25 protein-coding genes are annotated in these 23765 nt (G+C 69.1%); 8 read left to right on the top strand and 17 right to left on the bottom strand.

Translation table 11 applies throughout. The features are described 5' to 3' along the window. Positions 1 to 8: 8 nt before the first annotated feature. The 4 genes from ACWDMM_RS17820 to ACWDMM_RS17805 all read right to left on the bottom strand — a co-directional run bounded on the left by ACWDMM_RS17820 (position 9) and on the right by ACWDMM_RS17805 (position 1750). A complete protein-coding gene (locus tag ACWDMM_RS17820) occupies positions 9 to 560 on the bottom strand; it encodes a DUF3558 domain-containing protein (protein ID WP_195077792.1) in 552 nt (183 codons plus the stop codon). Positions 561 to 703: 143 nt separating this feature from the next. Beyond that, entirely contained in the window at positions 704 to 1210 is a 507-nt protein-coding gene (locus ACWDMM_RS17815) for a DNA-directed RNA polymerase subunit beta (protein ID WP_195077793.1), read from the bottom strand. A 118-nt stretch (positions 1211 to 1328) separates the two neighbouring features. Then, positions 1329 to 1538, bottom strand: coding sequence for a hypothetical protein (locus ACWDMM_RS17810; RefSeq protein WP_195077794.1), 210 nt, complete (start codon positions 1536 to 1538; stop codon positions 1329 to 1331). Further along, a complete protein-coding gene (locus ACWDMM_RS17805) occupies positions 1535 to 1750 on the bottom strand; it encodes a hypothetical protein (RefSeq protein WP_357109026.1) in 216 nt (71 codons plus the stop codon). Before ACWDMM_RS17805 ends, ACWDMM_RS17810 begins: the two co-directional genes overlap by 4 nt. 91 nt (positions 1751 to 1841) lie before the next feature. Between ACWDMM_RS17805 and ACWDMM_RS17800 the strand changes: the two genes are divergently transcribed. Together ACWDMM_RS17800 and ACWDMM_RS17795 are read left to right on the top strand one after the other, a co-directional pair. Then, complete coding sequence (locus ACWDMM_RS17800; RefSeq protein WP_449938429.1) at positions 1842 to 3248, top strand: helix-turn-helix domain-containing protein; 1407 nt, start codon at positions 1842 to 1844, stop codon at positions 3246 to 3248. A 443-nt stretch (positions 3249 to 3691) separates the two neighbouring features. Then, positions 3692 to 4465 (top strand): esterase/lipase family protein, encoded by a 774-nt coding sequence (locus tag ACWDMM_RS17795; protein ID WP_323123881.1) that lies wholly within the window; start codon positions 3692 to 3694, stop codon positions 4463 to 4465. Positions 4466 to 4537: 72 nt separating this feature from the next. Here the strand turns inward: ACWDMM_RS17795 and ACWDMM_RS17790 are convergent, their stop codons facing one another. Continuing rightward, positions 4538 to 5116 carry a transglycosylase SLT domain-containing protein gene (locus tag ACWDMM_RS17790; RefSeq protein ID WP_195077797.1) on the bottom strand — a complete coding sequence of 193 codons (579 nt, stop codon included), beginning with the start codon at positions 5114 to 5116 and terminating at the stop codon, positions 4538 to 4540. Positions 5117 to 5287: 171 nt separating this feature from the next. Between ACWDMM_RS17790 and ACWDMM_RS17785 the strand changes: the two genes are divergently transcribed. Continuing rightward, on the top strand, positions 5288 to 5461 hold the full coding sequence (locus ACWDMM_RS17785; RefSeq protein ID WP_357109033.1) for a hypothetical protein: 174 nt from the start codon (positions 5288 to 5290) through the stop codon (positions 5459 to 5461). A 621-nt stretch (positions 5462 to 6082) separates the two neighbouring features. Here ACWDMM_RS17785 and lipA read toward each other — a convergent pair. The 5 genes from lipA to sucB all read right to left on the bottom strand — a co-directional run bounded on the left by lipA (position 6083) and on the right by sucB (position 11585). Further along, positions 6083 to 7123, bottom strand: a complete 1041-nt coding sequence (gene lipA / locus ACWDMM_RS17780; protein WP_195077799.1) for a lipoyl synthase — start codon at positions 7121 to 7123, stop codon at positions 6083 to 6085. Between the two features lie 85 nt (positions 7124 to 7208). Then, positions 7209 to 7955 carry a lipoyl(octanoyl) transferase LipB gene (gene lipB, locus ACWDMM_RS17775; RefSeq protein ID WP_195077800.1) on the bottom strand — a complete coding sequence of 249 codons (747 nt, stop codon included), beginning with the start codon at positions 7953 to 7955 and terminating at the stop codon, positions 7209 to 7211. A gap of 396 nt (positions 7956 to 8351) precedes the next feature. After that, a complete protein-coding gene (locus ACWDMM_RS17770; protein ID WP_195077801.1) occupies positions 8352 to 8888 on the bottom strand; it encodes a GNAT family N-acetyltransferase in 537 nt (178 codons plus the stop codon). Further along, positions 8885 to 9793 carry a TIGR01777 family oxidoreductase gene (locus ACWDMM_RS17765; RefSeq protein ID WP_449938423.1) on the bottom strand — a complete coding sequence of 303 codons (909 nt, stop codon included), beginning with the start codon at positions 9791 to 9793 and terminating at the stop codon, positions 8885 to 8887. The genes ACWDMM_RS17770 and ACWDMM_RS17765 overlap by 4 nt, the downstream gene beginning before the upstream one ends. 19 nt (positions 9794 to 9812) lie before the next feature. After that, positions 9813 to 11585 (bottom strand): 2-oxoglutarate dehydrogenase, E2 component, dihydrolipoamide succinyltransferase, encoded by a 1773-nt coding sequence (sucB, locus tag ACWDMM_RS17760; RefSeq protein ID WP_357109041.1) that lies wholly within the window; start codon positions 11583 to 11585, stop codon positions 9813 to 9815. A gap of 260 nt (positions 11586 to 11845) precedes the next feature. On the opposite strand from sucB, the gene ACWDMM_RS17755 reads away from it, so the two are divergent. Next, a complete protein-coding gene (locus ACWDMM_RS17755) occupies positions 11846 to 12208 on the top strand; it encodes an oxidoreductase (protein WP_397070071.1) in 363 nt (120 codons plus the stop codon). 179 nt (positions 12209 to 12387) lie between these two features. Here the strand turns inward: ACWDMM_RS17755 and ACWDMM_RS17750 are convergent, their stop codons facing one another. Both ACWDMM_RS17750 and ACWDMM_RS17745 read right to left on the bottom strand, forming a co-directional pair. Further along, complete coding sequence (locus tag ACWDMM_RS17750; protein WP_195077804.1) at positions 12388 to 13899, bottom strand: leucyl aminopeptidase; 1512 nt, start codon at positions 13897 to 13899, stop codon at positions 12388 to 12390. Between the two features lie 9 nt (positions 13900 to 13908). Further along, entirely contained in the window at positions 13909 to 14706 is a 798-nt protein-coding gene (locus ACWDMM_RS17745; protein ID WP_357109044.1) for a TetR/AcrR family transcriptional regulator, read from the bottom strand. A 110-nt stretch (positions 14707 to 14816) separates the two neighbouring features. Here ACWDMM_RS17745 and ACWDMM_RS17740 point away from each other — a divergent pair, with 110 nt between their 5' ends. From ACWDMM_RS17740 to ACWDMM_RS17730, 3 genes are all read left to right on the top strand, one after another. Continuing rightward, a complete protein-coding gene (locus ACWDMM_RS17740) occupies positions 14817 to 15470 on the top strand; it encodes a GNAT family N-acetyltransferase (protein ID WP_357109047.1) in 654 nt (217 codons plus the stop codon). Beyond that, positions 15467 to 16567, top strand: coding sequence for a glycine cleavage system aminomethyltransferase GcvT (gene gcvT, locus ACWDMM_RS17735; RefSeq protein WP_357109050.1), 1101 nt, complete (start codon positions 15467 to 15469; stop codon positions 16565 to 16567). The genes ACWDMM_RS17740 and gcvT overlap by 4 nt, the downstream gene beginning before the upstream one ends. Before the next feature lie 94 nt (positions 16568 to 16661). Continuing rightward, complete coding sequence (locus tag ACWDMM_RS17730) at positions 16662 to 17759, top strand: branched-chain amino acid aminotransferase (RefSeq protein ID WP_195077808.1); 1098 nt, start codon at positions 16662 to 16664, stop codon at positions 17757 to 17759. 1 nt (position 17760) lies between these two features. Here ACWDMM_RS17730 and ACWDMM_RS17725 read toward each other — a convergent pair whose 3' ends face one another. The 5 genes from ACWDMM_RS17725 to ACWDMM_RS17705 all read right to left on the bottom strand — a co-directional run bounded on the left by ACWDMM_RS17725 (position 17761) and on the right by ACWDMM_RS17705 (position 22721). Next, complete coding sequence (locus tag ACWDMM_RS17725; RefSeq protein WP_357109053.1) at positions 17761 to 18474, bottom strand: MBL fold metallo-hydrolase; 714 nt, start codon at positions 18472 to 18474, stop codon at positions 17761 to 17763. Between the two features lie 121 nt (positions 18475 to 18595). Continuing rightward, positions 18596 to 19351 carry an adenosylcobinamide-GDP ribazoletransferase gene (locus tag ACWDMM_RS17720; protein ID WP_357109056.1) on the bottom strand — a complete coding sequence of 252 codons (756 nt, stop codon included), beginning with the start codon at positions 19349 to 19351 and terminating at the stop codon, positions 18596 to 18598. Next, on the bottom strand, positions 19348 to 20430 hold the full coding sequence (gene cobT / locus ACWDMM_RS17715) for a nicotinate-nucleotide--dimethylbenzimidazole phosphoribosyltransferase (protein WP_195077811.1): 1083 nt from the start codon (positions 20428 to 20430) through the stop codon (positions 19348 to 19350). The genes ACWDMM_RS17720 and cobT overlap by 4 nt, the downstream gene beginning before the upstream one ends. Positions 20431 to 20975: 545 nt before the next feature. Further along, positions 20976 to 21533, bottom strand: a complete 558-nt coding sequence (gene cobU, locus ACWDMM_RS17710; RefSeq protein ID WP_195077812.1) for a bifunctional adenosylcobinamide kinase/adenosylcobinamide-phosphate guanylyltransferase — start codon at positions 21531 to 21533, stop codon at positions 20976 to 20978. Positions 21534 to 21752: 219 nt separating this feature from the next. Continuing rightward, a complete protein-coding gene (locus tag ACWDMM_RS17705) occupies positions 21753 to 22721 on the bottom strand; it encodes a helix-turn-helix domain-containing protein (RefSeq protein ID WP_357109060.1) in 969 nt (322 codons plus the stop codon). An 85-nt stretch (positions 22722 to 22806) separates the two neighbouring features. Between ACWDMM_RS17705 and ACWDMM_RS17700 the strand changes: the two genes are divergently transcribed. Then, entirely contained in the window at positions 22807 to 22968 is a 162-nt protein-coding gene (locus ACWDMM_RS17700; RefSeq protein WP_357109063.1) for a hypothetical protein, read from the top strand. Positions 22969 to 23765 lie beyond the last annotated feature (797 nt).

Raw genomic sequence — 23765 nt, 5'->3', positions numbered from 1 at the left:
TCTCCTGATCAGCGTGGAAACGTCGGCACAAGCACTTCCGCAGCGTTCATGGCCCGATCGCATGGCGCAGGAGTGCTGTTGGACGATGTATTGAAGACAGTGATCTGCAGGGCACCATGCCCAGCGGGGAACGCCAGATCACAATCCTCGCCATCGACATCGGAAGTGTTTCGAAAACGAAAACCATCGCGTCCGCCGACATTGATGCTCACGAAGTCGGTATTCTCTGGCTTCTTCTTGAGATCATCGATGGAGTAGATCGTCGACCATACTCCCAGCGAGTAACTCCACTGAGAAGCCGCATCATGCCAGGAGCAGACCTTCCATCCGGGTTGCTCGACACCAGCGATGCCCGACCTTTTCGTGGATGAAATTACGCCGATCCGTTGCAGTTGCTGATCCGAAACCTGCGTGCACGGATCCCACAGTGCCGCAGTGGCCGCTGATGTGTCGGTTGTGGTGCTCGGCGTGGCAGTTCCGTTCGTGCCGGAACCGCACCCCGATGCGACCAGCGCCGCTCCAGCGAGCACCGCAACCGTCGCTGTCGTCCGTCGTCCCACCGAAGCCTCCCGATCCGGGCCGTCGAAGTCGTCCCTGAAGTCTATGACGCGCTCGGGTGCCCTTCGGTTCCATCGGATTCGCTCAGACGAGATCGGCTCGGCTCGCGCATCCCATCGGCGGGAGCGTGGCTCGGCGATCGTCGCTACGAGTGGTCTCGCGGCCGGTGAGGTTGTTGGAAGCCGGAAGGGTGCGCAGTGCGGTCGGTGCAGAGAATGATCGACCGGACAACGGTGGTGATATGGGGGCGGAACGCGTCGCGCGGTGCGACGGCCCACCACCGGTAGCCGGTCCGTTCGTCGGTGGGGGAGGGCAGCAGTATCTCGCCGCCGTCGGGGACGATGGTCGCGGAGGCGCGCAGCAGTGCGATGAAAATGCCGGTGTCGTCGGTGAGCCGGCGGGTGTCGTCGGGGCGGACGAGAATCGTCCAGCGTCCGGAGCCGTGTGCGATGACGGGGCCGAGCAGGTATTGCCTGGCGAGGTCGGCGTGGACCATTCTGCCGACCTGTTCGGGCACCGTCACCGCGCCTACTTCACCTGCGCGCAGGGTGATTCGCCGAGTTTCCTCGTGGACATAGCACGGCAGCCCATAGACGTGCCGGTAGCGCAGGCAGCGGGTGAGTGTGGGATCGGAGGCGGAATCCGTGTTCATGGCCCGCTCCCTAGCGCGCAGTAGGGAACAGTCGGCCTTGTTTCGGACGAGTGGAGCGCATCGATGTGATCTCCGTTGGCGTTTCGATGATGGATGAGGGTGTGGCAGGGCGCAGCGGTCAGTCCCACAGCCGGGCGCATGGCAGGTGCGGGAGATCGTCGTCCCAGTCGTCGTCGACGGTGACCTCGACAGCCGGGAACCGTTGCGCCAGCGCATGTGCGACGCTTTCGGCGTGTTCGGCGCTCGCCTGGTAGTCGAGGCGCAACGGGCCGGACTCGATCCGGATGTGGCGGCGCCGGTGCGGCGGCCCCGGCGGGGCTGCCGTCACTGCGGCCTGCTCGGATCGGGCACCATTCGTCCGCTGTCGACGAGCACCTGCCGCGCCGCAGCCTTGCGTGCGCAATGTTTCGCGCGGCAGGCCACATGGATCTGCATCACGTCATGGGCCTGGCCGACGCTGAACGGTCGCATCGGCGCTTGGTGGGCGGCCGCGTCGCACAGGGCGATGAGCTGGTATTTGGCGAGGGAATGGGTGGACACGGGAAACCTCTCTGTCTCGCGGATCGACCGGCGCCCGGCACCGGGGGCTCTCGCCACCGGCCCGCCACTGTGACGGGCTGATGCACCGCTGATGGCGCGGCGTCATCCCGGTCCCGGGCACCCGCGACCGAAGGTAAGCGCGGTAATCCGCCAAACGGGAGCGTCGATCGCCGTTTTCGTTCCGGCTATCCGAAGAGCCGTATATTCTCCCGGGACAACCGCTTTCGGGGTAAAAGCTGTGGGGAAATCCGACCAACGATCAGGGGGACGCTCGGCCATGTACATGACCACGGGCGAAGTGATCCGGCGCATCAGGAAATCCGTCGGCATGACGCAGACGGAATTGGGTGCGCTCATCAACTTCTCACAGCCCGCCGTCTCGGGTCTGGAGCGCGGCGGGCCTGCCTCGCACGACGTTCGGGTCTTACGGCTCGTAGCCCGCGCACTGGGAGTTCCGCTTGCCATACTGGTAGTGGAGTCGGACCAGGAGGCAGATGTGGACCGTCGCAACTTCTTCAAAGCAGGGGCATTAGGAAGCGCCGGGGCTGCCATGATGTCGGTTTCCGCCACCGCGAGCGCGGCGTCGGCGTCCGGCGGGAAAGTCGGCGCGAGCGACGTGGAAGCCATCATCGACAGCGTGAACCAGATCCACGAATTGGATCTGGTGGTCGGCGGTGACCGATTGTGCCGGGTGGCGGCCAGTCAGGTCCGCTATGTCGAACAGCTTCTCGACCAGGGCAGTTACACCGAGGCGGTCGGGCGTGCGCTCACCAGCGCCGCGGCCGAGATGATGACCGCCGCCGGGTGGGTGCACTACGACGCCGGGCGTCTCGACGACGCGCGGCGGTATTACGCGGACGCGGCGAACGCCGCGAACGCGGCTGGTGACGGGATCGCCGCGGCGCATGCGCTGGGGAATGCCAGCTGTCTGATGACCAGCCTTCCAGGAGACATGCGAAAGAACCCTTTGGCGGTGCAGTACGCGCAGGCCGCCTCACAGGTTTCCCTTCGTCAAGGCGGGCCGAAACTGCGCGCGCTGATGGCCGTTCGCGAGGCCGAGGCACACGGTGCCCGTGGAGACAAGACCGCGATGACGTCGGCGATCAGCCGAGCTTTCCGTGCGTATGAATCCACTCGGGGGCATGATCCGGAGTGGGTATTCCTGCCCGAGGCCGAACTGAACTTCATCACCGGCAAAGCCCAGATGTGGGTCGGCGAGCACGCGGCGGCAACGACACACATGCAAGCTGCCATCGACGGCTCATCGGCTTGGCCCAGGGAGCGCGCGGCGTGGCAGCTCAGCCTGGCGCGCAACTTCGTCAGCGCGGGTGACGTCGCACGAGCCTGCTCACTGCTTGCCGACAACTACGACACCATCGCCGGACTGGCATCCACCCGCTTGCACCAACGCATCGACGCTATCGCGAATACGGTGCGCGGCCACGCTCGCGTCCCCGAGGTGCGAGAGTTCCTGGCTCGGCGCGCGGCGCAGGTCTGACAACTCGTATTTGTTCGCAGCGCCAACGGCTCGAGAAATCGTGAACAAGCCTCGCCGTATCCCCTGACCGTCGCGGAGTTCGTGGGAAAGGTGTCGCCGGTCGAATTGCCGTAGTGCACATGGCCATTGAGGGTGCCGAGGTTACCGGATGACGGAGTTTCCTCATGTTCGGAATCGATGTGGGGCGCTGACGCCAATCTGGCCAGTGGAGTGAGATCGACAAGGCCACACGCATTGGCCTTGCTCGGCAATTCGGATTTCGTCCGCCGACGGACCGCGGCCGTGAAGGTGAAGGGTACGCCCAGACCCAAGCGGCCCTCGGCGAGCCACGCTGTGGCTGCTGCCGCGTCCGGGGAAAGGTCGAGGCGTGGCCTGGCACAGCTTCTCCCGCGATTGTCTCGCGCGCCGCGATAGATCCCGGAAGTCGGCGGCAAGTTGAAACAGTGAAGTCTCACAACTCTCCGGATGAGCCGCTGGACGCTATCTTCTGTCTGCTCGCAGTGCAGCGAGCAGATCGGAGTCAATTCATGCGCACCACATCGATCACGCGCCGCATCGGGATGGCACTACTCACCCTGGTCGCGACCGCTACCGCTTCCCTCGGCATCGCCACGCCGCAGGCGGCCGCCGCGCCGGCGCGAGATCCGATCCTCTTCGTCCATGGCTGGCAAGGATCTGCGGCGGACTGGAATTACATGTGGGGCCGATTCCTGGAGGCGGGATACTCCGAGGGTGAGATGGCACGATTCAGCTACGACACCACCCAGTCGAACAAGGACATCGCACTGGAGGTGAAAGCGCAGGCCGATGCCCTGCGCGCGAAAACCGGCGCAGCCAAGGTCGATATCGTCTCCCACTCGATGGGCGGCCTCAACAGTCGCTGGTACTTGAAGAACCTCGACGGCCTGAATTCCGTCGACGACTGGGTTTCCATCGCAGGCCCTAATCACGGCACAGACGTCGCCAACGGATGCTTCGACGTCTCCTGCACCGAGATGCGGCCCGGTTCAGCTTTCCTCGCCGAACTCAACAGCACCGACGAGACTCCCGGCCGCGTGAATTACGGCACCTGGTGGTCACCGTGCGACGAGATCATCAACCCTGATCAGAGCACCGTTCTCAGCGGCGCGACCAACACCCAGACGCCGTGTCTGGGCCATGTCGCGCTGTTGTCGTCGTCGACGGTTTTCGAGGGCGTGCGCGACTTCGTGAAGTAGTCGGGGCCCGGAAACGGCAGCGCCTCCGCGTCGAGGAGACGAGGAGGCGCTTGCCCGGATTCGGTTCGAGGCTCAGTAGGCCCCGTTGACGTTGTCCATCGAGCCGTACCGATGCGCCGCGTAGTTGCAGGCGGCGGTGATGTTGGCGACCGGGTCCCAGATGTCGAAGGCGGTGCCGTCGACGTGGTAGGCGTTGAAGGTCGGGTCGATCACCTGGAGCAGGCCCTTGGACGGAGTTCCCTTGGCGGCGTTGGAGTCCGACAGGTTGATGGCCTTGGGATTGCCGCCGGATTCCCGCATGATGTTGCGGTGGATGCCCTCGTAGCTTCCCGGGATGCCGTGCATCCGCATGATGTCGAGAGACTGACGGATCCAGCCGTCGAGGTTGTTCTCGTAGACGGGGGGCGGCGCGGGCAGGAAACCCTCGGGCGCGGGCAGGCCTGGCAGCGGGGGCAGTTCGGGTAGCGCGGGCAGGCCGGGCAGGCCGGGGAGGTCGATCGGCGCGGCGGCGGCGACCGGAGCCGGAGCGTGGTCGTCGGCCACCGCGACACCTGCGGAGAAACCGACGGCGATCACGCCGACGGTGGCGGCGAGGGCTGCGCCCTTACGAAGGGACGGGCGGCGGAGGAAAGAAAGGCGTGCGTCAGGCATCGAGAAATCAGTTCCTTGTTCGTGCGGCGATCCGGCCGGAAAAACCAGCGCGGGATCCACGGCGTGCACCAGGCGCGGTGTTCGCCGTCTCGGCTCGTGTGCGGTTTTCGGATTTCGTTGTGAAAGCCGGGTTCGAATCCCCGGCGGCGCGACGCGGTGCACAATCGGGCGGTGCCCGACGGTGCCGCTGCCGTACCCGAAGAGAAACAAGCCGGTGGAGCTGTGAAGCTGGTTTCTCAGGTCTCTTCCGGACCTGATCTCAGCTTGATCACGGCCGGTGAACATTGGGCAAACTCGAAATTAATGACAGTAATTACCGATCTTGGAGTGCTGTTCTACGCCTGAGCGCGCGGCGCTGACCTGCGTTTTTGCAGATAAACGTGATTTACGCCACAAATCTCACTTTCATGGTAACGAGACCGAGTTTGTCTCGATTCGATCACCGGAGTCCCGATCCCGACCTGAGGCGACCGTTCGGCGCGAGGTACCCGGCGAATGCGTTACGGCTGAGCTGAGCGATCGGAATCTTCCTCGCAAGCATGTCTCGCCGTATTGCCGTGAATTGCAATTCAGGGGCTGGAATGGACACTACCGACAACGGAAGCGACCGTATGGCGGTGGGTCACTCCCACGCTCGGACGAGATCCTCTGGCCCCCAGGGCATTAAAAGCGGCAAGTCTCGGCGACACCGGGTGGGAGACAGCAACGACCGGTGTCACGGCCGGTGCCGGAGGGCCGCGAGTACCGAGCGGTCAAGGCTGTCGAGACCCGACCTGCTCGCTCGTCGGCTGAACCGGGCGATCGAGGGCACCGGCGACAGCGTGGCAGGGAACTAAGACGCCGACTTACTAAGATCGCAGCTTAGTTTGTCCGGTTGCTGGAGTTGCTCGGTCTGCCCGGACTTCGCAGATATGCGTCGGCCCTCGCGCGGGAAGGACGCGAGGGCCGAAGGTGCTCGGAGGTAGGTCAGCTGCCGAAGCGGGCCAGAACGGAGCTGGCTTCCTGGGAGGCCGTGCCTTCCTCGGCGAGGTGGGCCATTTCCGGGGCGATCTCGCGGCCGTGGTGGGCCATCGCCTGGGCGTAGAGCCGTCCGGCCCGGTAGGACGAGCGGACCAGGGGGCCGGCCATGATGCCGGCGAAGCCGATTTCCTCGGCCGTCTTGGAGTGCTCGACGAATTCCTCCGGCTTCACCCAGCGGTCCACGGGGTGGTGGCGGGGGGAGGGGCGCAGGTATTGGGTGATGGTGAGGATGTCGCAGCCTGCGTCGTGCAGGTCGCGCATGGCCTGGGTGACTTCCTCGGGAGTTTCGCCCATGCCGAGGATGAGGTTGGACTTGGTGACCAGGCCGGCTTCGCGGGCGGCGGTCAGGACCGCGAGGGAGCGCTCGTAGCGGAAGGCCGGGCGGATGCGCTTGAAAATGCGGGGGACCGTCTCGAGGTTGTGCGCGAGCACTTCCGGGCGCGCGGAGAAGACCTCGGCGAGCTGGTCGGGATCGGCGTTGAAGTCGGGGATCAGCAGTTCCACGCCCGTGTGCGGGTTCAAACGCTTGATGGCGCGGACGGTTTCGGCGTACAGCCACGCGCCGCCGTCTTCCAGGTCGTCGCGGGCGACGCCGGTGATGGTGGAGTAGCGCAGGCCCATGGCCTGGACGCTCTCGGCGACGCGGCGGGGCTCGTCGCGGTCGAGGGCGGCGGGCTTGCCGGTGTCGATCTGGCAGAAGTCGCAGCGGCGGGTGCACTGCTCGCCGCCGATCAAGAACGTGGCCTCGCGGTCTTCCCAGCATTCGAAGATGTTGGGGCAGCCCGCTTCCTCGCAGACGGTGTGCAGGCCTTCGCGCTTCACCAAGCCCTTGAGTTCGGAATACTCGGGGCCCATGGTGGCGCGGGTGCGGATCCACTTGGGTTTGCGCTCGATCGGGGTTTCCGCGTTGCGGGCTTCGATGCGCAGGAGCTTGCGGCCGTTTGCGGCGCGAGCGTCGGGCCCGGAGGCGGTAGCGTGCGTAGCCACGGAGGGACCCGGGAGTGCCGCAGCGGATTCGGCTGCGGACGCGCCGTGTGGTGTCGGGGTGTCGACTGAGGTCACCTGATCGACCTTACGCCGTCGTGATCGGGGACTGCGGGGTGGTGTCACCAGGGGTGACGCGGGTTATGTCGTGGTCGGTGACCGGCAGGTCGCCGTCCAGCGCGCGGACGATGGCGTCGGCCACCAGCGGCTTGATCTCGGCGACGGTGACTTCGCGGCCGAGTTCGCGGGTCAGCGTGGTGACGCCCGCATCGCGGATGCCGCACGGGACGATGGCCTGGAACCCGTCGAGGGCGGAGTTGCAGTTGAGCGAGACGCCGTGCAGAGCGACGCCACGCTGCACGCGCACACCGATCGCGGCGATCTTGCGTTCGGCATGCCACTCGGTGGCGGGCAACCAGACGCCGGAGCGCCCGTCGACGCGGCCGCAGACCAGCCCGAGGCCGGTGCACACGGTGATCAACGCCTCCTCGAGGCGGCGCACGTAGCCGACGACGTCGACCGGCTCGGCGAGCCGCACGATGGGATAGCCGACCAGTTGGCCGGGACCGTGCCAGGTGATCTTGCCTCCGCGATCGACCTGCACCACCGGGCTGCCGTCGATGGGCAGATCGTCGGCTTCGGTGCGGCGGCCCGCGGTGTACACCGAGGGGTGCTCGAGCAGCAGCAGATGATCGGATCCGGTGCCGTCGGCGCGCTGCTCGGCGATGCCGCGTTGCAGGTCCCAGGCGGCGTGGTAGTCGATCAGCCCGAGGTCGTCGACCACGATCGGGGTCGTATCGAAGCGGGCGGACACGGTGGTGCGCGGCTTGGTCACAGCGATGACGGTACGCCCACGGGGGCAGCCGTTTCCAGCACCTCGAGGTGAGAGCCCCCACAGCTGAATCGGGGTTGCCAGGGGAGAGCTGACAAGGTCCAGCGCGGTGGAGTCGTTGTGGTCGGCGGCAGATTACTGCGCCGACCGCGCGTGGTCAGCGCGGGCGCACCGGGTGGTCCAGCGCCCGGCCGACCGTGGCGGCGCCCGAGCTCGCCGCGACGATCGGCATCCCCACCGGCGGAAGCGCATTTCGTCACTGACACCTGCCGGTGGGAGTGCAAGACCGCGCGCTCGCAGCAGCGCCGAATGGCTCGCTGCCCGGCGTAGATCAACGAGCGCACACACACCCCTAGCGCTGCCGGCGCATTCGGCAGGCCCCGGTGTGAAGACGCGGGGTCAGTCGACGTCGACCGGCAAGGTCAGCTGCATGAGCGTCAGATCCATCCAGCGGCCGAACTTGTGGCCCACCTCGGGCAGCACGCCGACGGTGCGGAAGCCGAAGCGCTCGTGCAGCAGGATCGAACCGGTGTTGGAGGATTCGATGGCGGCGATCATGGCGTGCACGTCTCCCGCGCGGCGCGCGCGGTCGATCAGTTCGGTGAGCAGGGCGGTGGCGATGCCGCGACGCTGGAAACGGTCGTCGACGTACACGGAGTTCTCCACCGTGTAGCGGTATCCCGATTTGGCGCGCCACGGCCCGTAGCTCGCGTAACCGGCCAGTTCCCCGTCGCTCTCGGCGGCCAGCACGGGCAGCCCGGCGCCGGTGCGGGTGCGGAACCAGCCGAGGCGCTCGTCCAGGCCGACGCGCTCGGTGTCCCAGATCGCGGTGGAGGTGGCGATATTCGTGTTGTGGATGTCGAGGATCGCCGGAAGATCGTCGGTGGTGGCGTCGCGGATGACGGTGGCGGGCCTGGTGTCGATTCGGTCGGTCATCGAGCATCTCCGGGTCGTCCCACCGTGGCCGCCAGCGCGGCGCCGATGGTGGGATGGTGGAACTGGTAGCCCGCTTCCTCGAGGGCGGTGGGAATCGCTCTCGGCCCGCGCAGGATCGCCTCCCGCGCCAGCTCACCGACCAGCGCGTGCAGCGCGAACGCCGGGACGACGAGCGGCGTGGGGCGATGCAGCGCCCGGCCCAGCGCGCGGCTGAACTCGGCGTTGGTGACCGGGGCCGGGCCGACCACGTTGATCGGACCGGACACCGTGTCGTGGGTGAGCGCGAAGACGATCGCGCCGATCTCGTCGGCCATGGAGATCCACGGCGTGTACTGGCGGCCGTTGCCCAGCCGCCCGCCCAAGCCGATCGCGTACAGCGGGTGGAGCATTCCGAGCAGGCCGCCGGCCCGGGACAACACCACGGCGCTGCGCAACAGCACCGTGCGCGCACCGGCCGCGGCGGCGGGCTCGGTCGCCTTCTCCCAGTCCTGACACAACGTGGCGAGGAATCCCGAACCGGGCGGGGAGGACTCGTCCACCACCCGATCGCCGGTGTCGCCGCCGTAGTAGTGCACCCCGCTGGCGTTGAGCAGCACGGGCACGCCGGCGGCGGCCACCGCCCCGGCCAGCACGTCGGTCGGTGTGATCCGGCTGTCGCGCAACTCCTGTTTGAAGCTGCCGTTCCAGCGCCGTCGTCCGACGCCCGCCCCGCACAGGTTGACCACGGCGTCGGCGTCGCGAAGCGCCCGCTGGTCCAGCTGGGCGCGGGCGGGGTTCCAGGCGAATTCGTCCGGGCCAGCCGGTTTCCTGCGCACCAGCCTGGCGACCTCGTGCCCGTCGCGGCGCAGAGCCGCGACGAGCGCCGTCCCGATCAACCCGGACGAGCCGGCGATCACGACCTTCATACGTGCCGCGGGACCTTCCTCACAGGCCGAGATCGGCCTCGAACGCCGCTTCCTCGAGCCGGTGCCGGATCGTGGTCAGGAAGCGCCCTGCGTCGGCGCCGTCGATCAGGCGGTGGTCGTAGGTGAGCGGCAGGTAGCACATCGAGCGGACGCCGATGGACTCGTTGCCGGTCTCGTCGGTCACCACGACCGGGCGCTTGACGATCGCGCCCGTGCCCAGCATGGCCGCCTGCGGCGGAACCAGGATCGGGGTGTCGAACAGCGCGCCCTGGCTGCCGATGTTGGTGATGGTGAAGGTGCCGCCGGCCAGCTCGTCGGGCTTGAGGCCGCCGTTGCGGGCCCGGTTGGCGATGTCGGCGATGGCGCGGGCGAGTCCGGCCAGCGAAAGGTCGCTGGCGTTGTGGATCACCGGCGACAGCAGGCCCTGCTCGGTGTCGACGGCGATGCCGAGGTGCACCGAGGCGTGGTAGGTGATCTCCTTGCTGGACTCGTCGTAGCTGGCGTTGACGTTCGGGTGCACGCCGAGCGCCTCGACCACGGCCTTGGCGAAGAACGGCAGGAACGTCAGGTTGACGCCCTCGCGCTCCTTGAACGCCGCCTTGGCCTGATTGCGCAGCGCCGCGATCTTGGTGACGTCGGCCTCGTGCACCTGGGTCAGCTGCGCGGTGGTCTGCAGCGACTCACGGGTCTTGGTCGCGGTGATCTGACGGATGCGGTTGGCCTTCTGCACCGTGCCGACCAGGTGAGCCAGCTGCGAACGGGCGGCGGCGGGCGCCGCGGGCGCCTGCGCGGCCGGAGCGGACGCGGCAGGGGCGGCGGCCGGAGCCTTCTTGGCCTCGGCGGCGGCGAGCACGTCCTGCTTGCGGATGCGGCCGCCGACACCGGAACCGGTGATCGCGGCGAGGTCGACGTTGTGCTCCTCGGCCAGCTTGCGGACCAGCGGAGTGACGTAGGGGGTTGCGCCGTTGGAGGATTCGGCGGCCGCGGTGGCGGCGGGCGCGGGAGCAGGCTCGGGCTTGGGAGCCGGTGCGGGGGCGGGCGCGGGCTTCGGGGCCGCAGCGGCGGCGGCCGGAGCCGGTTCGGGCTTCGGTGCCGGGGCGGGTTTCGGAGCGGGCTCGGGCGCGGGGGCCGGTGCGGGGGCGGGAGCCGGTGCGGCGGCCGCCGGTGCTCCGCTGCCGATGACGCCGAGCTGCCCGCCGACGGGCACGACATCGTCTTCCTGGGCGGTGATCTCCAGCAGGGTGCCCGCGACGGGGGAGGGGATCTCGGTGTCGACCTTGTCGGTGGAGACCTCGAGCAGCGGCTCGTCGACAGCGATCTCGTCACCGACCGACTTCAGCCAGCGGGTGACGGTGCCCTCGGTGACCGACTCGCCGAGTTCCGGCATCTTCACCGGCGTGCCGTCACCGGACGACGCGGGAGCGGCCTGGGCGGCGGGAGCGGACTGCTCGGCCTGCGGCTCGGCGGCGGGCGCTTCCTCCGCGGGGACGGGAGTCTCCTGCGCGGGCGCCGCGGCTTCCGGAGCGGGCGCGGGAGCGGAGGACTCCGCCTCACCGGGCTCGCTGATCACGCCGAGTTCGCCGCCGACCTCGACCACGTCGTCTTCGCCTGCGACGATCTTCGACAGCACACCCGCCGCGGGGGACGGGATCTCGGTGTCGACCTTGTCGGTGGAGACTTCGAGCAGCGGCTCGTCGACCTCGACCGTGTCTCCTTCCTGCTTCAGCCACCTGGTCACCGTTCCCTCGGTGACGCTCTCACCAAGAGCGGGCATCTGGACGGAGAAGGCCATGTCCGTTGACTCCTCTGACTGCTCGACGGGGTTCTACAACAGTTGATCTCGCTGCGGACGCCCGCCGCGGGTCGCGACGGGAGTCCGGAAGCCACCGATCATTGTGCGTGGCACCGGAGATCCGTGTGGTTCTTGTACCGCGGTCCATCCTTGCACTCGTCCGCAAGCCATGTAGCACAGGGCGGCGAACTGCGCGGAGCTGGCAGTATGGGAAGACCGGCGGTGAACATTCTCCGGTGCAGGAAAGGAGGTCGGCGTCGTTGGGTTTGCTGGATCGTTTCCGCGGCGGCGTCGCCCGGGGTGGCGGCACTCTACGTGGGGGTTCGGTGTCCGGGCAGGACGCTCGGTACCTGGCCGACTGGGTGCGCACGCATGTGGGCGTCGAGGGCTATATCGAACCGAAGACCACGGTGACAGATGTCACAGTCGTCCTTGTTGCCGCGGATGGTGAATGGACACGCCGGATCGTCGGCGAGCGCGGGGCGCGAAGGCTTGCCAAGGATTTGCACATCCCCGTCTACGACGTCGGCAAGACCGGATATCCGCAGCGGATGCGCGACTACGACGCGCGCAAGCGGATCGAGCGGCAGCGCGAGTTGGAGCGCGATCTGTACGACCTCTGAGGCTGTCGGTTTGTCCGTTGCGCCCGATTTCCGGGCGCCGTGCGCCGCTTCCCGAGCGGTCGTGAACGCCGGCCGGATCCGCCGATTCCCGGTGGGCTCGGAGTCCGCCGGACGCGTGCTGCCGGGCGCATGGACGACGCGCGCCGTCCGGGAGCCACCCCGGACGGCGCGCGTGACGCTCACTCCGCGGCGATGTCCTGCAGCACGGCGATCAGCGTGCGGACCGGGACGCCGGTGCCACCCTTGCCGATGTAGCCGAACGGACCGCCGGTGTTGTAGGCCGGGCCCGCGACGTCGAGATGGGCCCACTGCACGTTCTCCGGCACGAACTCCTTGAGGAACAGCCCGGCCGAGAGCATGCCGCCCCAGCGGTGCGGCGCGACATTGGCCAGATCGGCGATCTTGGAGTTCAGGTCGGCCCGCAGTTCGGCGGGAAGCGGCATGGCCCAGCCGTTCTCCCCGACCTCGCGCGAGATGCGGGCCACCCGGTCGCGGAACTCGTCGGTGCCCATCACGCCGGGCGTGCGGGTGCCGAGCGCGACCATCTGCGCCCCGGTCAGGGTGGCCACGTCGATCAGGTACTCCGGCTCGTCCTCGCTCGCGCGCACGATCGCGTCGGCGAGGATCAACCGGCCCTCGGCGTCGGTGTTGAGCACTTCGACGGTGGTGCCGCCGTACTGGGTGAGCACGTCGCCGGGGCGCTGCGCGGTGGCCGACGGCATGTTCTCCGCCATCGGCACCGTGGCGGTGACGGTGATCGGCAGGCTCAGCCGCGCGGCCAGCAGCGTCGTGGCGATCACGGCGGCGGCGCCCGCCATGTCGGAGGTCATGTTCTCCATGTTCTGCGCGGGCTTGATGGAGATGCCGCCAGTGTCGAAGGTGATGCCCTTGCCGACAAGCGCGACCTTCTTCGGGCCGCCCGCGTAGGTGATCCGGATCAGCCGCGGCGGGCGCGAGGAACCCTTGCCCACGCCGAGCACGCCGCCGTAACCGCCCGCTTCCAGGGCCTTCTCGTCGAGCACCTCGACGGTGAGGCCCGCGGCCTCGGCGAGTTCCTGGGCGCGCGAGGCGAACTCGGCCGGGAACAGGTGGCTGGGCGGGGTGTTCACGAAATCCCGTGCGGTGGCGACGGCCTCGGCGGTGAGCTGCGCGCGGAACAGGGCTTCTTCGCCGAATCCCGGCTCGGGCACGAGCAACTCGACGCGGGCCACGGGCCGCTCGTCCGGCTTGGGCGCGGACTTGTCCGAGCGGAACGGCGTGAACGAGTAGGCGCCCAGGTAGAAGCCCTCGGCGGCGGCGCCGATATCCAGCCCGGACAGCGTGGTCACCACCAATTCGGTGCCCGACAGCGCGCGGGCGGCGACACCGGCCGAGCGGCGGATCTGCTCGGCGTCGAGTTTCTCGGCGGAGCCGAGCCCGACGGCGAGGACGCTGGTCACCCCGTCCAGTCCGGCGGGCGCCGGGATGCGGGTGAGTTCCTCGGCCTTGCCCTTGGCGCCCACCGCGCCGAGCTGATCGAGCAGTTCCGCGCGCACGTCGGCGGTGAGCACGTCGCCGAACAGGTCCTCGGGCACGATGGCGGGGCCGTCCTCCGAGGAGGTCAAGCCGATGACGAGCACATCGGTGTCCGCGCCGATGGTCTCGGTGCGTGCCAGTTCCGGTCCGAGCGAGCGATCTGCAACAGCGGTCATTGGCACAGGCTATTCGGTTGGTTCCGGATGGCGCAGCGCGACGCCGTCGAGCAGCAGTTCCACCGCGTTCGCCAGCAGGTCGTCGAAGTCCATGCCGAAGCCGGAGTCCAGGTCGGTGAAGTAGCGGTGCAGGACCGGACGCAGCGCCGGGTCGAGCAACTCGGCGAAGTCAGGGTGCGTCTCGGCGGCGTCGCGCGGATCGCCGAAGCGGTCGGCGCGCTCGGAACTCCACAGCAGGGCGAGCCCTTGGACCAGGCCGGACACGGCGAGATAGATGGTGAATCCGTTCTGCCTGGTCAGGCCGGGATGGTCGAGGGCGGCGAAGTTCCGTTCCAGGACGTCCAGCAGCGCGGGGCCCAGCGGCGGGCGCACCCGCGCCAGCAGCGGCAGCATCCACGGATGCCTGCGGTAGAGGCGCCACTCCTCGTGCGCCTCGTGCCGCAGCCGGGGGCGCAGGCCGGTGCACGCCGGCCCTGGCGGCGGGATCTCGGCGAGCACCAGTTCCGCCATGCTCGCCAGCAGCGCTTCCCGGTCGGGAAAGTGGCGGTAGAGGGTGGCGGTGGCGACGCCGAGCGCACTGGCCAGGCGGCGCATGGTGAGGCCGTCGATTCCGTCGCGGTCGGCCAGCTCCACCGCCGTGCGGGCGATGCCGACGGTGGTCAGTCGCGTGGTACGAGCGGGGCCACGTACCGGGATCGCCGCGCGGCGGGCGCGATAGGCGCGGGCCTGGCAGGAGCGTGAGCAGTATTTGCGCCGCCGGCCCCGGCTGGGCTGGGTGAGTTCGTCGCGGCAGGTAGCGCAGGTCATCGCCGATCCTTTTCGACACACGAACAGGTGTGACGAAATGCTACTGATACCGCTGTGAGCTGCCTAGATTCGAGCTCGGAAAACGGTGTTCACGAGGAAAGGGGACGGGGATGGAAATCACCGCTCGCCAGGCCGGTGTCGCGGACCGCGACGCGCTGATCGAGGCGTTCGGCATCGCCAGCGCGGACGAGGTGGTGACCGCGTGGGTGCTCGAAGGGCAGTCCGACGCGGGTTTGCGCACCGCGTTCGTGCCCGGCCTGGTCGACCGGGCGTTGCGCGAGGACGAGATCTGGGTCGCGGGGGCGGGCGAGGAGATCTGGTCGATATCGATCTGGCAGCACGTCACCTCGGTGGAGCGATTCGCCGACGAAGCCGCCGAGGCGCGGACCATGCTCGAACAGGCTCCCGATCTGCGCGTGGCGCAGCGGCTGGCGATCGTCACCGACCTGCTCGCCCGCGAGCATCCCCGCGAATTCCCGCACCGCTACCTGCAAGTGATCGTCACGGTGCCGGAGCATCGCGGTCAGGGAGCCGGTGCGGCGATCCTGGCCGATCGGTTGGCAGCGGCCTCCGAAGCCGGCGTCCCGGCGTTCCTGGAAGCCAGCACCGAGCGATCCGCCCGGCTCTACCGCCGCTGCGGGTTCGCGCCGACCGCAACGACGCACACGTTGCCGGAGAACGGCCCGACGCTCATCCCGATGTGGTACCGGCCGCAGCGCGTGCGGGACTCGGCCGGACCCGGCCCGGATAAGCTCGGCCGGTGACCGAGACGAACCTCCTGCAAGGACCCATCCACGCCGTGCACGTCGAGCTGGGGGCGACCTTCGCGCCGTTCGGCGGCTGGGAGATGCCGGTGTCCTACGCGGGCACGGTGACCGAGCACCAGGCGGTTCGCACGACGGTGGGGCTGTTCGACGTCAGCCACCTCGGCAAGGCGACGGTGCGCGGCCACGGCGCCGCGGCGTTCGTGAACTCGGCGCTGACCAACGATCTGGGCCGGATCCGGCCGGGCAAGGCGCAGTACACGCTGTGCTGCGCCCCCGACGGCGGCGTGATCGACGACCTGATCGCCTACTACGTCTCCGACGACGACATCTTCCTGGTGCCCAACGCCGCCAACACCGCGGCGGTCGTCGCGGAACTGCGCAAGGCCGCGCCCGAAGGCGTCACGGTGAGCGACGAGCACCGCGACTACGCCGTGTTCGCCGTGCAGGGCCCGCGCTCCGTCGAGGTGCTGAGCGCGCTCGGGCTGCCCGCCGACCTCGAGTACATGGCCTACGCCGACGCCGACTGGGACGGCCGCCCGGTCCGGGTCTGCCGCACCGGGTACACCGGCGAGCACGGCTACGAGTTGCTGCCCCGCTGGGACGACGCCGAACCGCTGTTCCGCGCCGCGGTCGAGCAGGTGCGTGCCGCTGAGGGCCAGGTGGCCGGGCTCGGCGCCCGCGACACCCTGCGCACGGAGATGGGCTATCCGCTGCACGGGCACGAACTCTCCCTCGACATCTCCCCGGTGCAGGCGCGCTGCGATTGGGCGGTCGGCTGGCAGAAGCCGCAGTTCTGGGGGAAGGCCGCGCTGGAACAGCAGAAGTCGGCTGGTCCGCGCCGAATCCTGCTGGGGCTGAAGGCGCTCGACCGCGGTGTGCTCCGGCAGGGGCAAACCGTGCTGCGCGATGGCGAGCCGGTCGGCGAAACCACCTCAGGGACCTTCTCGCCCACCCTCAAGCTCGGTATCGCGCTGGCCCTGCTCGACACCGCGGCGGGCCTCGAGCCCGGCGCCGAGGTCGAGGTCGACGTGCGCGGCCGCCGCCTGCGCTGCGAGATCGTTCGCCCGCCGTTCGTCCGGACCAGCACGAAGTAGCCGCTTTCCGCAGGCCCCGGCGGCGCTCGGCCGCGCGGGGAGGGGGGTGGACCGTGGCGAAATGCCCGCAACGGGGCCGGATAGGATCGTCGCCATGACCGCTGCCGCACAGTTCACCCGTATTCCGCACCCCGCGCCGCTTCCGGCGCAGCGGCGACAGGAGGTACTGACGGAGCCGGGGTTCGGGCGGTACTTCACCGATCACATGGTCTCGATCGATTACGTCGGCGGCACGTGGACGAACGCGCGGGTGGAGCCCTACGGGCCGCTGGCGCTGGACCCCGCGACCATGGTGTTCCACTACGGCCAGGCCATCTTCGAAGGCCTGAAGGCCTACCGGCAGAGCGACGGCAGCGTCTCCTGTTTCCGCATCGACGCCAACGCCGCGCGTTTCCGCCGGTCGGCTCGCCGGATGGCGATGGCCGAGCTGCCCGACGAACTGTTCATCGAGTCGGTGCGCCAGCTGCTCGAGGTGGACCGCGACTGGGTGCCCGCGGCGGGCGGTGAGGAATCGCTGTATCTGCGGCCGTTCATGTTCGCCACCGAGGCCGGGCTGGGCGTCAAACCGGCCGCGGCGTACAAGTACCTGCTGCTCGGCTCCCCGGCGGGGGCGTACTTCCCGCGTGGCGTGAAGCCGGTGCGGGTGTGGCTGTCCACCGAATACGTGCGCGCCGCGCCGGGCGGGACCGGTGAGGCGAAGGTCGCGGGCAACTACGCCGCTTCCCTGCTGGCGCAGGCGGAGGCTTCGGCCAAGGGATGCGACCAGGTGGTGTGGCTGGACGCGTGCGAGCGCCGCTACGTCGAGGAGATGGGTACGAACAACCTGTTCTTCGTCTTCGGTTCCGGCTCCGACGCACGGCTGGTCACCCCGGAACTGTCCGGTTCGCTGCTGCCCGGCATCACTCGCGACTCGCTGCTCACCCTCGCCGCCGATTCCGGCTTCCCGGTCGAGGAGCGCAGGATCTCGGTCGAGGAATGGCGCAAGGGCGCCGAATCCGGTGAGATCACCGAGGTTTTCGCGTGCGGAACCGCCGCGGTGATCACGCCGGTCGGCTGGGTTCGTTCCGATGCGGGCGAATTCACCATCGGCGGTGGCGAGCCCGGCACGGTGACCATGGCCCTGCGCGACACCCTCACCGGCATCCAGCGCGGCACCTTCGCCGACAAGCACGGCTGGATGCGGCGGATGTGACTCAGCCCGGCATCAGCGTGTGCCACTGCTCCAGCGTCTGCGGGCGCATGACGTAATTTTTGTCCCGGACAGTGGACAGCGCCGCGCTGGGCTCCTGCGAGTACCAGTGGCCCGGATACACGACCGGGTCGCCCGCGAGTCCGGCCAGGTAGCGCAGGCTGCGGAACATCTCGTCCGAATCGCCGCCGGGGAAGTCGGTGCGGCCACACCCGTCGATGAAAAGGGTGTCGCCCGCGATGAGGCGGTTGTCGAACAGGAAGCACTGGCTGCCCGGAGTGTGGCCGGGCGTGTGTAGTAATTCGATGTCGAAGGCTCCGACGGTGACCTTGTCGCCGTGCTCGTGGCCGGTGAGCTCGCTCTCGGCGATTCCCGTGACATTCGCCACCCACGGCAGCTCTTTGGCGTTGACATGCACTGGGACGCTTGTCTTTTCGAGCAGCTCGCGTACCCCGCGCAGGGTGAAGCCGAGCATCGTGCCACCCACGTGGTCGGGGTGGTGGTGGGTGGCGAGCACCCCGCTCAAGCGCAGACCGTCGCCCTCGGCGATGTCGACCAGATCACCCGCGGCGTAGGCGGGATCGATCACCACGCACTCGCCTGTTTCCCGATCGCCGATCAGATACGCGAAGTTGCGCATCTGCGTCGCGATCGGATCGCCCACGGCGTAGTCGCGTCCCGACAACAGCTGGCGAAAATACAGGCGCTCAGAAGACATACCGCCCACCTTATTGCCCGACCCAGACGATCCGCGCACCACGGCCGGAAAAATTCCAGTGACTCAGACTCTCGCCGCTGATTCACCCCGGACAACGTTCCATCCGGCGTCTCGGGGACGGTCAGACGGGCTGGACGGTGAGTGACAGGACGACTGCCGTGAGCGCAACGGTGGTCTCGACCGCCGCGCCGAGGACGTCACCCGAGAGCCCGCCGAAGCGGCGCGCGCAGTGCCGGACCAGGAGCGTGGAGGCGGTCAGGCCGAGGGTGACGGCCAAGGTGCCGAGCCACGGGCAGCGCGGAACCGCGAACACGGCCAGACCCACCGTGGTCACGGACCAGAAGGCCGCGGCGGTGGCCGACTGCGTGTCCGCGACCAGGACGCCGAACCCGGTGCCAGGCGCGGCCGGGACACCACGGCAGGCGAGGATCACCGCGACGCGGCCGGTGGCCACGGCGAGGGCGACGGCGAACCATCGGGCCGAGTCGGCCAAGGACGCGAACGAGAACGCCTGTATGCCGATGGCGAACGCGAGCCCCGCGACACCAAACGGGCCGGCCCCGCCGCTCTTCATGATCTGCCTGGCCCGCTCCGGCGGACCGTAGCTGCCAAGTCCGTCCAAGGTGTCGGCCAAGCCGTCGAGGTGCATGCCCCTGGTGATCAACGCCAGCGCGCCGACCACAAGCAACCCGGCCAGCGCCGCGCTCGCCCCGGCCCGGCTCAGCGCCCACAGCAAACCCGCGGCTCCGGCTCCGAGCAGCGCGCCGACCAGCGGCGCCAGCAGGATCGCACGGCCCGCCGCGGCCCGGTCGACGGCATCCGGCCCGCGCACCGGCAGCACCGTGAGCCAGGAAATCGCCAGCCGGGTACCGTTCACGACTTTCGCAGGTTCGGCGGGGCGCTCGCCGGTTCGGCGTCGGCGGTGCTGACACCCGCTTCGGCGAAGGTCGACATCTCCGCGAGGGCGGCCACCGCCGAGCGGAGGATCGGGAGGGCGGTCAGCGCGCCGGAGCCCTCGCCGAGGCGCATGGTCAGGTCGAGCAGGGGTTCCAGGCGCAGGTGTCGCAGCGCGAGGTCGTGCGCCGGTTCGGTGGAGCGGTGACCGGCCAGCCACCAAGCGCTCGCGCCCGCGGCGAGGTCCTCGGCGACCATCGCCGCGGCCGTCACGACGACGCCGTCAAGGACGACGGGTGTGCGCCGGGTGGCGGCTTGGGCGAGGAACGCGGCCAACGCGGCGAAGTCGGCGCCACCGGCCACGCGGAGCAGTTCGACCGGGTCCTTCACCACCGGGCGCGCGCGCCGCATCGCATCGCGGATCGCGGCGACCTTGCGGATCCATCCGGCATCGTCGACGCCCGTGCCGCGCCCCACGGCGGCGACCGGTTCGGTATTGGTCAGGCTCGCGATGAGCACGGTGGCGGGTGTGGTGTTGCCGATACCCATGTCACCCGCGATCAGCAGGTCCGCGCCCGCGTCGATCTCCTCGTCGGCGATGGCGCGGCCCGCCTCGATCGCCGCCTGGACCTCGTCGGCGGTGAGCGCGTCCTCGCGATCGATCGCCCCGCTGGAGCGGCGCACCTTGTGCTTGGACACCTGCGGGTCGGTGTCGGCGTCGACGGAGATGTCCGCCACCCTGACCGTCGCGCCGGCCACCGCCGCCAGCGCGTTCACCGCTGCGCCGCCGCCGAGGAAATTCGCGACCATCTGCGCGGTGACCTCGCTCGGATACGCCGACACCCCGTGCCGCGCGATGCCGTGATCCCCGGCGAAGACCACGACCCTGGCGCGCTCGAACTGCTTCGGCGGGCAGGCGCCCTGGCAGGCCGCCACCCAGTTGCCGAGTTGCTCCAATCGGCCCAGCGCACCAGCGGGTTTGGTCAGCTGGGCTTGCCGCTGCTCGGCCGCCGCACGAAACTGTGTGTCCGGAGGCGCTACCGGTCCGAATCCGTGCGTCACTATCGAGCCTTTCGGTCATGGCGGTCCCGCCGACTACGCCGCCCAATCTTGCCATTGCCCTTCCACGCCGTGGGGCCGTGACCTGATCACGGCGTAGCCGCTCGACGCGCCGCAGGACCACCTGCCGGTTCGCTGCCGGAGAAGGTAGGACGCGGCCTGCTCCGGGTCGGCGGTGTGTCGGCGAGACCTCCGCGAGCCGGGTCGGTGATCGGCGCAGGTGACACCATGATCGACGTCGCGAATCGGCGCCAAGGGCGCGACCTGCTCGACACAGCGGTGTGATCGAGGTCGGAGCCAGGAGCCTCTGCGACGACGTCCCGGCGATCGTCTCGCGCAGTGGTCGGCGCACATGCAGGAAACGCGGCGGGCGACCGGCGGCGCGGCCGGGGATTCCGGGGCGACAACACGCGTTTTCCGGCCGGCGACATCCAAGTGACCAGGCAGTCCTCCGACGCCGCCGAGCCGCGGCTGCGTCGCCCGGCGCGTCGCGGGCCGCCTGTCGCGGTCGGTGGTTGCTCGCAACGAGGGAGCGCTGCGAACGGCGGCTACTTGAGACGGAGGGGGAGGCCCGCGACGACCAGGAAAGCCTCGTCGCAGACCTGGGCCAAGCGCTGGTTGAGGGTGCCGATCTCGTCGCGGAAGAGACGGCCCGAACGCGTGGCCGGGATGACGCCCATACCCACCTCCGGGCTGACGATCACGAGGTCGCCGGTGTAGGCGGCGACGGCAGAGACCAGCGCGTCGGTGTCGGGAGCGACCGTGCCGCGCGGCGCTTCCCAAGCTTCGCGCGCGTCGATGCGGGCGGTCAGCCAGGTGCCGATGTCGTCGATCAGGGTGACTGGCGGCGGGCTCGGCATGGCTGCGAGGAGAACCGCTGTGGGGTCGGCGCTTTCGATGGTCGACCAGCCCGCTGGGCGTCGGCCTCGGTGTGCGGCGATGCGCTCGGCGAAATCATGATCGGCGGGGTCGGGCACGGCGGTGGCGAGGTAGCGTACTCGGCCGCCCGCCCGCACGGCCAGGTCCTCCGCGAACGCCGACTTCCCCGACCGCGCGCCACCCAGAACGAGGATGCTGCGTGGCGTAGGCGCGGGAGTCTCGGACACGAGTGCACGGTATCAACCGAACCGCGGATTGCCGCGTGACTCTCGAGGCATGCCCGGTCCGGGCGGGGAACTCCGAAGATGGGGCAGGCGCAGCCGCGGTGAATCTGTGACGGTAGGCCGAACAGACGGCGACCAGCAACGGTGCTCGGTGAACCGGGGCGAGTATGCCGATACGTCTCGGACGTACGCGGAAAGCCGGTCGGCTGTATGGCTCCGTGATCAGGCGGAGGCGTCCGAGCTGCGCCCGAAGCGGCGGCGGTACTCGGTGGGGGCGATGCCGACGAGGCGCTGGAAATGGTGGCGCAGGAGCGCGCCGGAGCCGAAGCCGGAGCGGGCGGCGATCTGTTCCAGTCCGAGGTCGGTTTCCTCGAGCAGTTGCTTGGCCAGCAGTACGCGCTGGTTGGTGAGCCATTTCACCGGGGTGGTTCCGGTCTCGGCGGCGAAACGGCGCGCGAAGGTCCGGGTGGACATGTTGGCGCGTGTGGCCAGGTCTTCCACCGTGTGCGGCAGATCCAGGTGCTCGTTCATCCACTCCAGGGTGGGAATGAGGCTGTCGGAGGTGCAGGCCGCGACCGGGCGTTCGATGAACTGGCGCTGCCCGCCGTCGCGCTGCGGCGGGACCACCATCCGCCGCGCGATCGCGTTGGCCACGCCGCTGCCGAGTTCGCGGCGCACCAGGTGCAGGCAGGCGTCGATGCCCGCGGCGGTGCCCGCGCTGGTGATCAGATCGCCCTCGTCGACGAACAGCACATCCGGATCGACGGTCGCCGCGGGATACTCGGCGGCGAGTTGCTCCACGTAGCGCCAATGCGTGGTGCACTTACGGCCGTCGAGCAGCCCGGCCGCACCGGCCAGGAACGCGCCGGAACACACGGTGAGCACGGTCGCCCCGGCGGCCGCCGCGTCGCGGACGGCCGTGACGATCCGCGGATCGAACCCCCGATCGGCCGCGGCGGCGGGGATGGCCACCAGATCGGCCGCCGCCAGCTCTTCCAGCCCGTACTCCGGTGTGACGGTGATACCGGGGCTGGTGGAGTGCAACGGGACGCCCGGCTCGGCCCCGCACACCCGGAAATCGAAGGCGGGCAGTCCGTCGGCGGTGCGGTCGAGCCCGAAAACCTCACAGATGACCCCGAATTCGAACATGGCCATGCGTTCGGACAGCACCACGGCGACCTTCGACAGCATGCCGCCAGTCTAGTGGCCGGATTTTGACGAACAATGTCGGTACCGCCACTGTCGGCGGTAAATCATTGACCGCAAAATTACTGCCATGGTTACTTTCCTCATCACCTTGGCAGTCATCGTGGCGTTTGCCACACTCGTCGCCCGCGGCACCGACCGCGCGGGCTCCGCGCAGGTGATCGACCGCGACGCGCAACGGCTGCACTCGGAATTGACCGCCATGCTCGGCCGCAACACCCACCACCGCTGACCAGTTGGATCTCTCCGGTCGCGTCACGCGCCGGACCGGAAATCTGGCCGCCTCGGCTCGCGTCGGCTGACCGCCGCAGACGCGACGATGGAGCAAACAACAGCCCTTGGCTGACCTGGCCGAACACGGGGCAACCGCGGCAACCGTCACGACACGATCCGGCTGCCTGCCGGCCAGCCACTCCACACCGCGTGCACCTGGCGACAGGATTCGATTCTCACGCGCCCTGACGGCGACCGAAGCAAGATCAAGCGTGCGCCGTTCGCGATCCGGCTCGCGTGTTCGCGTCCGTCGCCCACGCGGCGAAGAATCAGGGACAGTCTCGGACCGATCGGCACGAACAGGGACCGTGCGGCGGCAACCGTCGCGACCTGACTCATGCGGCTTGGACCAGCCATTTCGGACCGCGTGCACCGGGGCAGCGGATTCCGCTACTGACGCGCCCAGCGCACCGCAACTCCAGGTTTCGAGCGAAGCGAGACCGAGCCTGTTCCGTTCGCGGCCCCTGCTCGCGTGTGCGCAGTCGTCGCCTGCGCGCGAGGGAGTACGCGTCAGCCGCTTGCCGATCAGGCCAAAGGCGTCGGCCACCGTCGGAGTCTGGCTCGGTCGGTTTGTCAGCCAGCCACTCGAAATCCCGTGCACCGGGCAGCGGATTCCGCTACCGACGCGCCCAGCGCACCGCAACTCTAGGTTTCGAGCGAAGCGAGACCGAGCATCCGCCGTTCGCGGCCCGGCTCGCGTGTGCGCGGCCGCCGCGTACGCGACGAAGGAGCAAGCGGCGGCCGCGCACACGCGAG

The sequence above is a fragment of the Nocardia sp. NPDC003726 genome (assembly GCF_053586955.1).
Note: the sequence above shows the minus strand (reverse complement) of the source record. Positions and strands in the feature narration are given on the sequence as shown.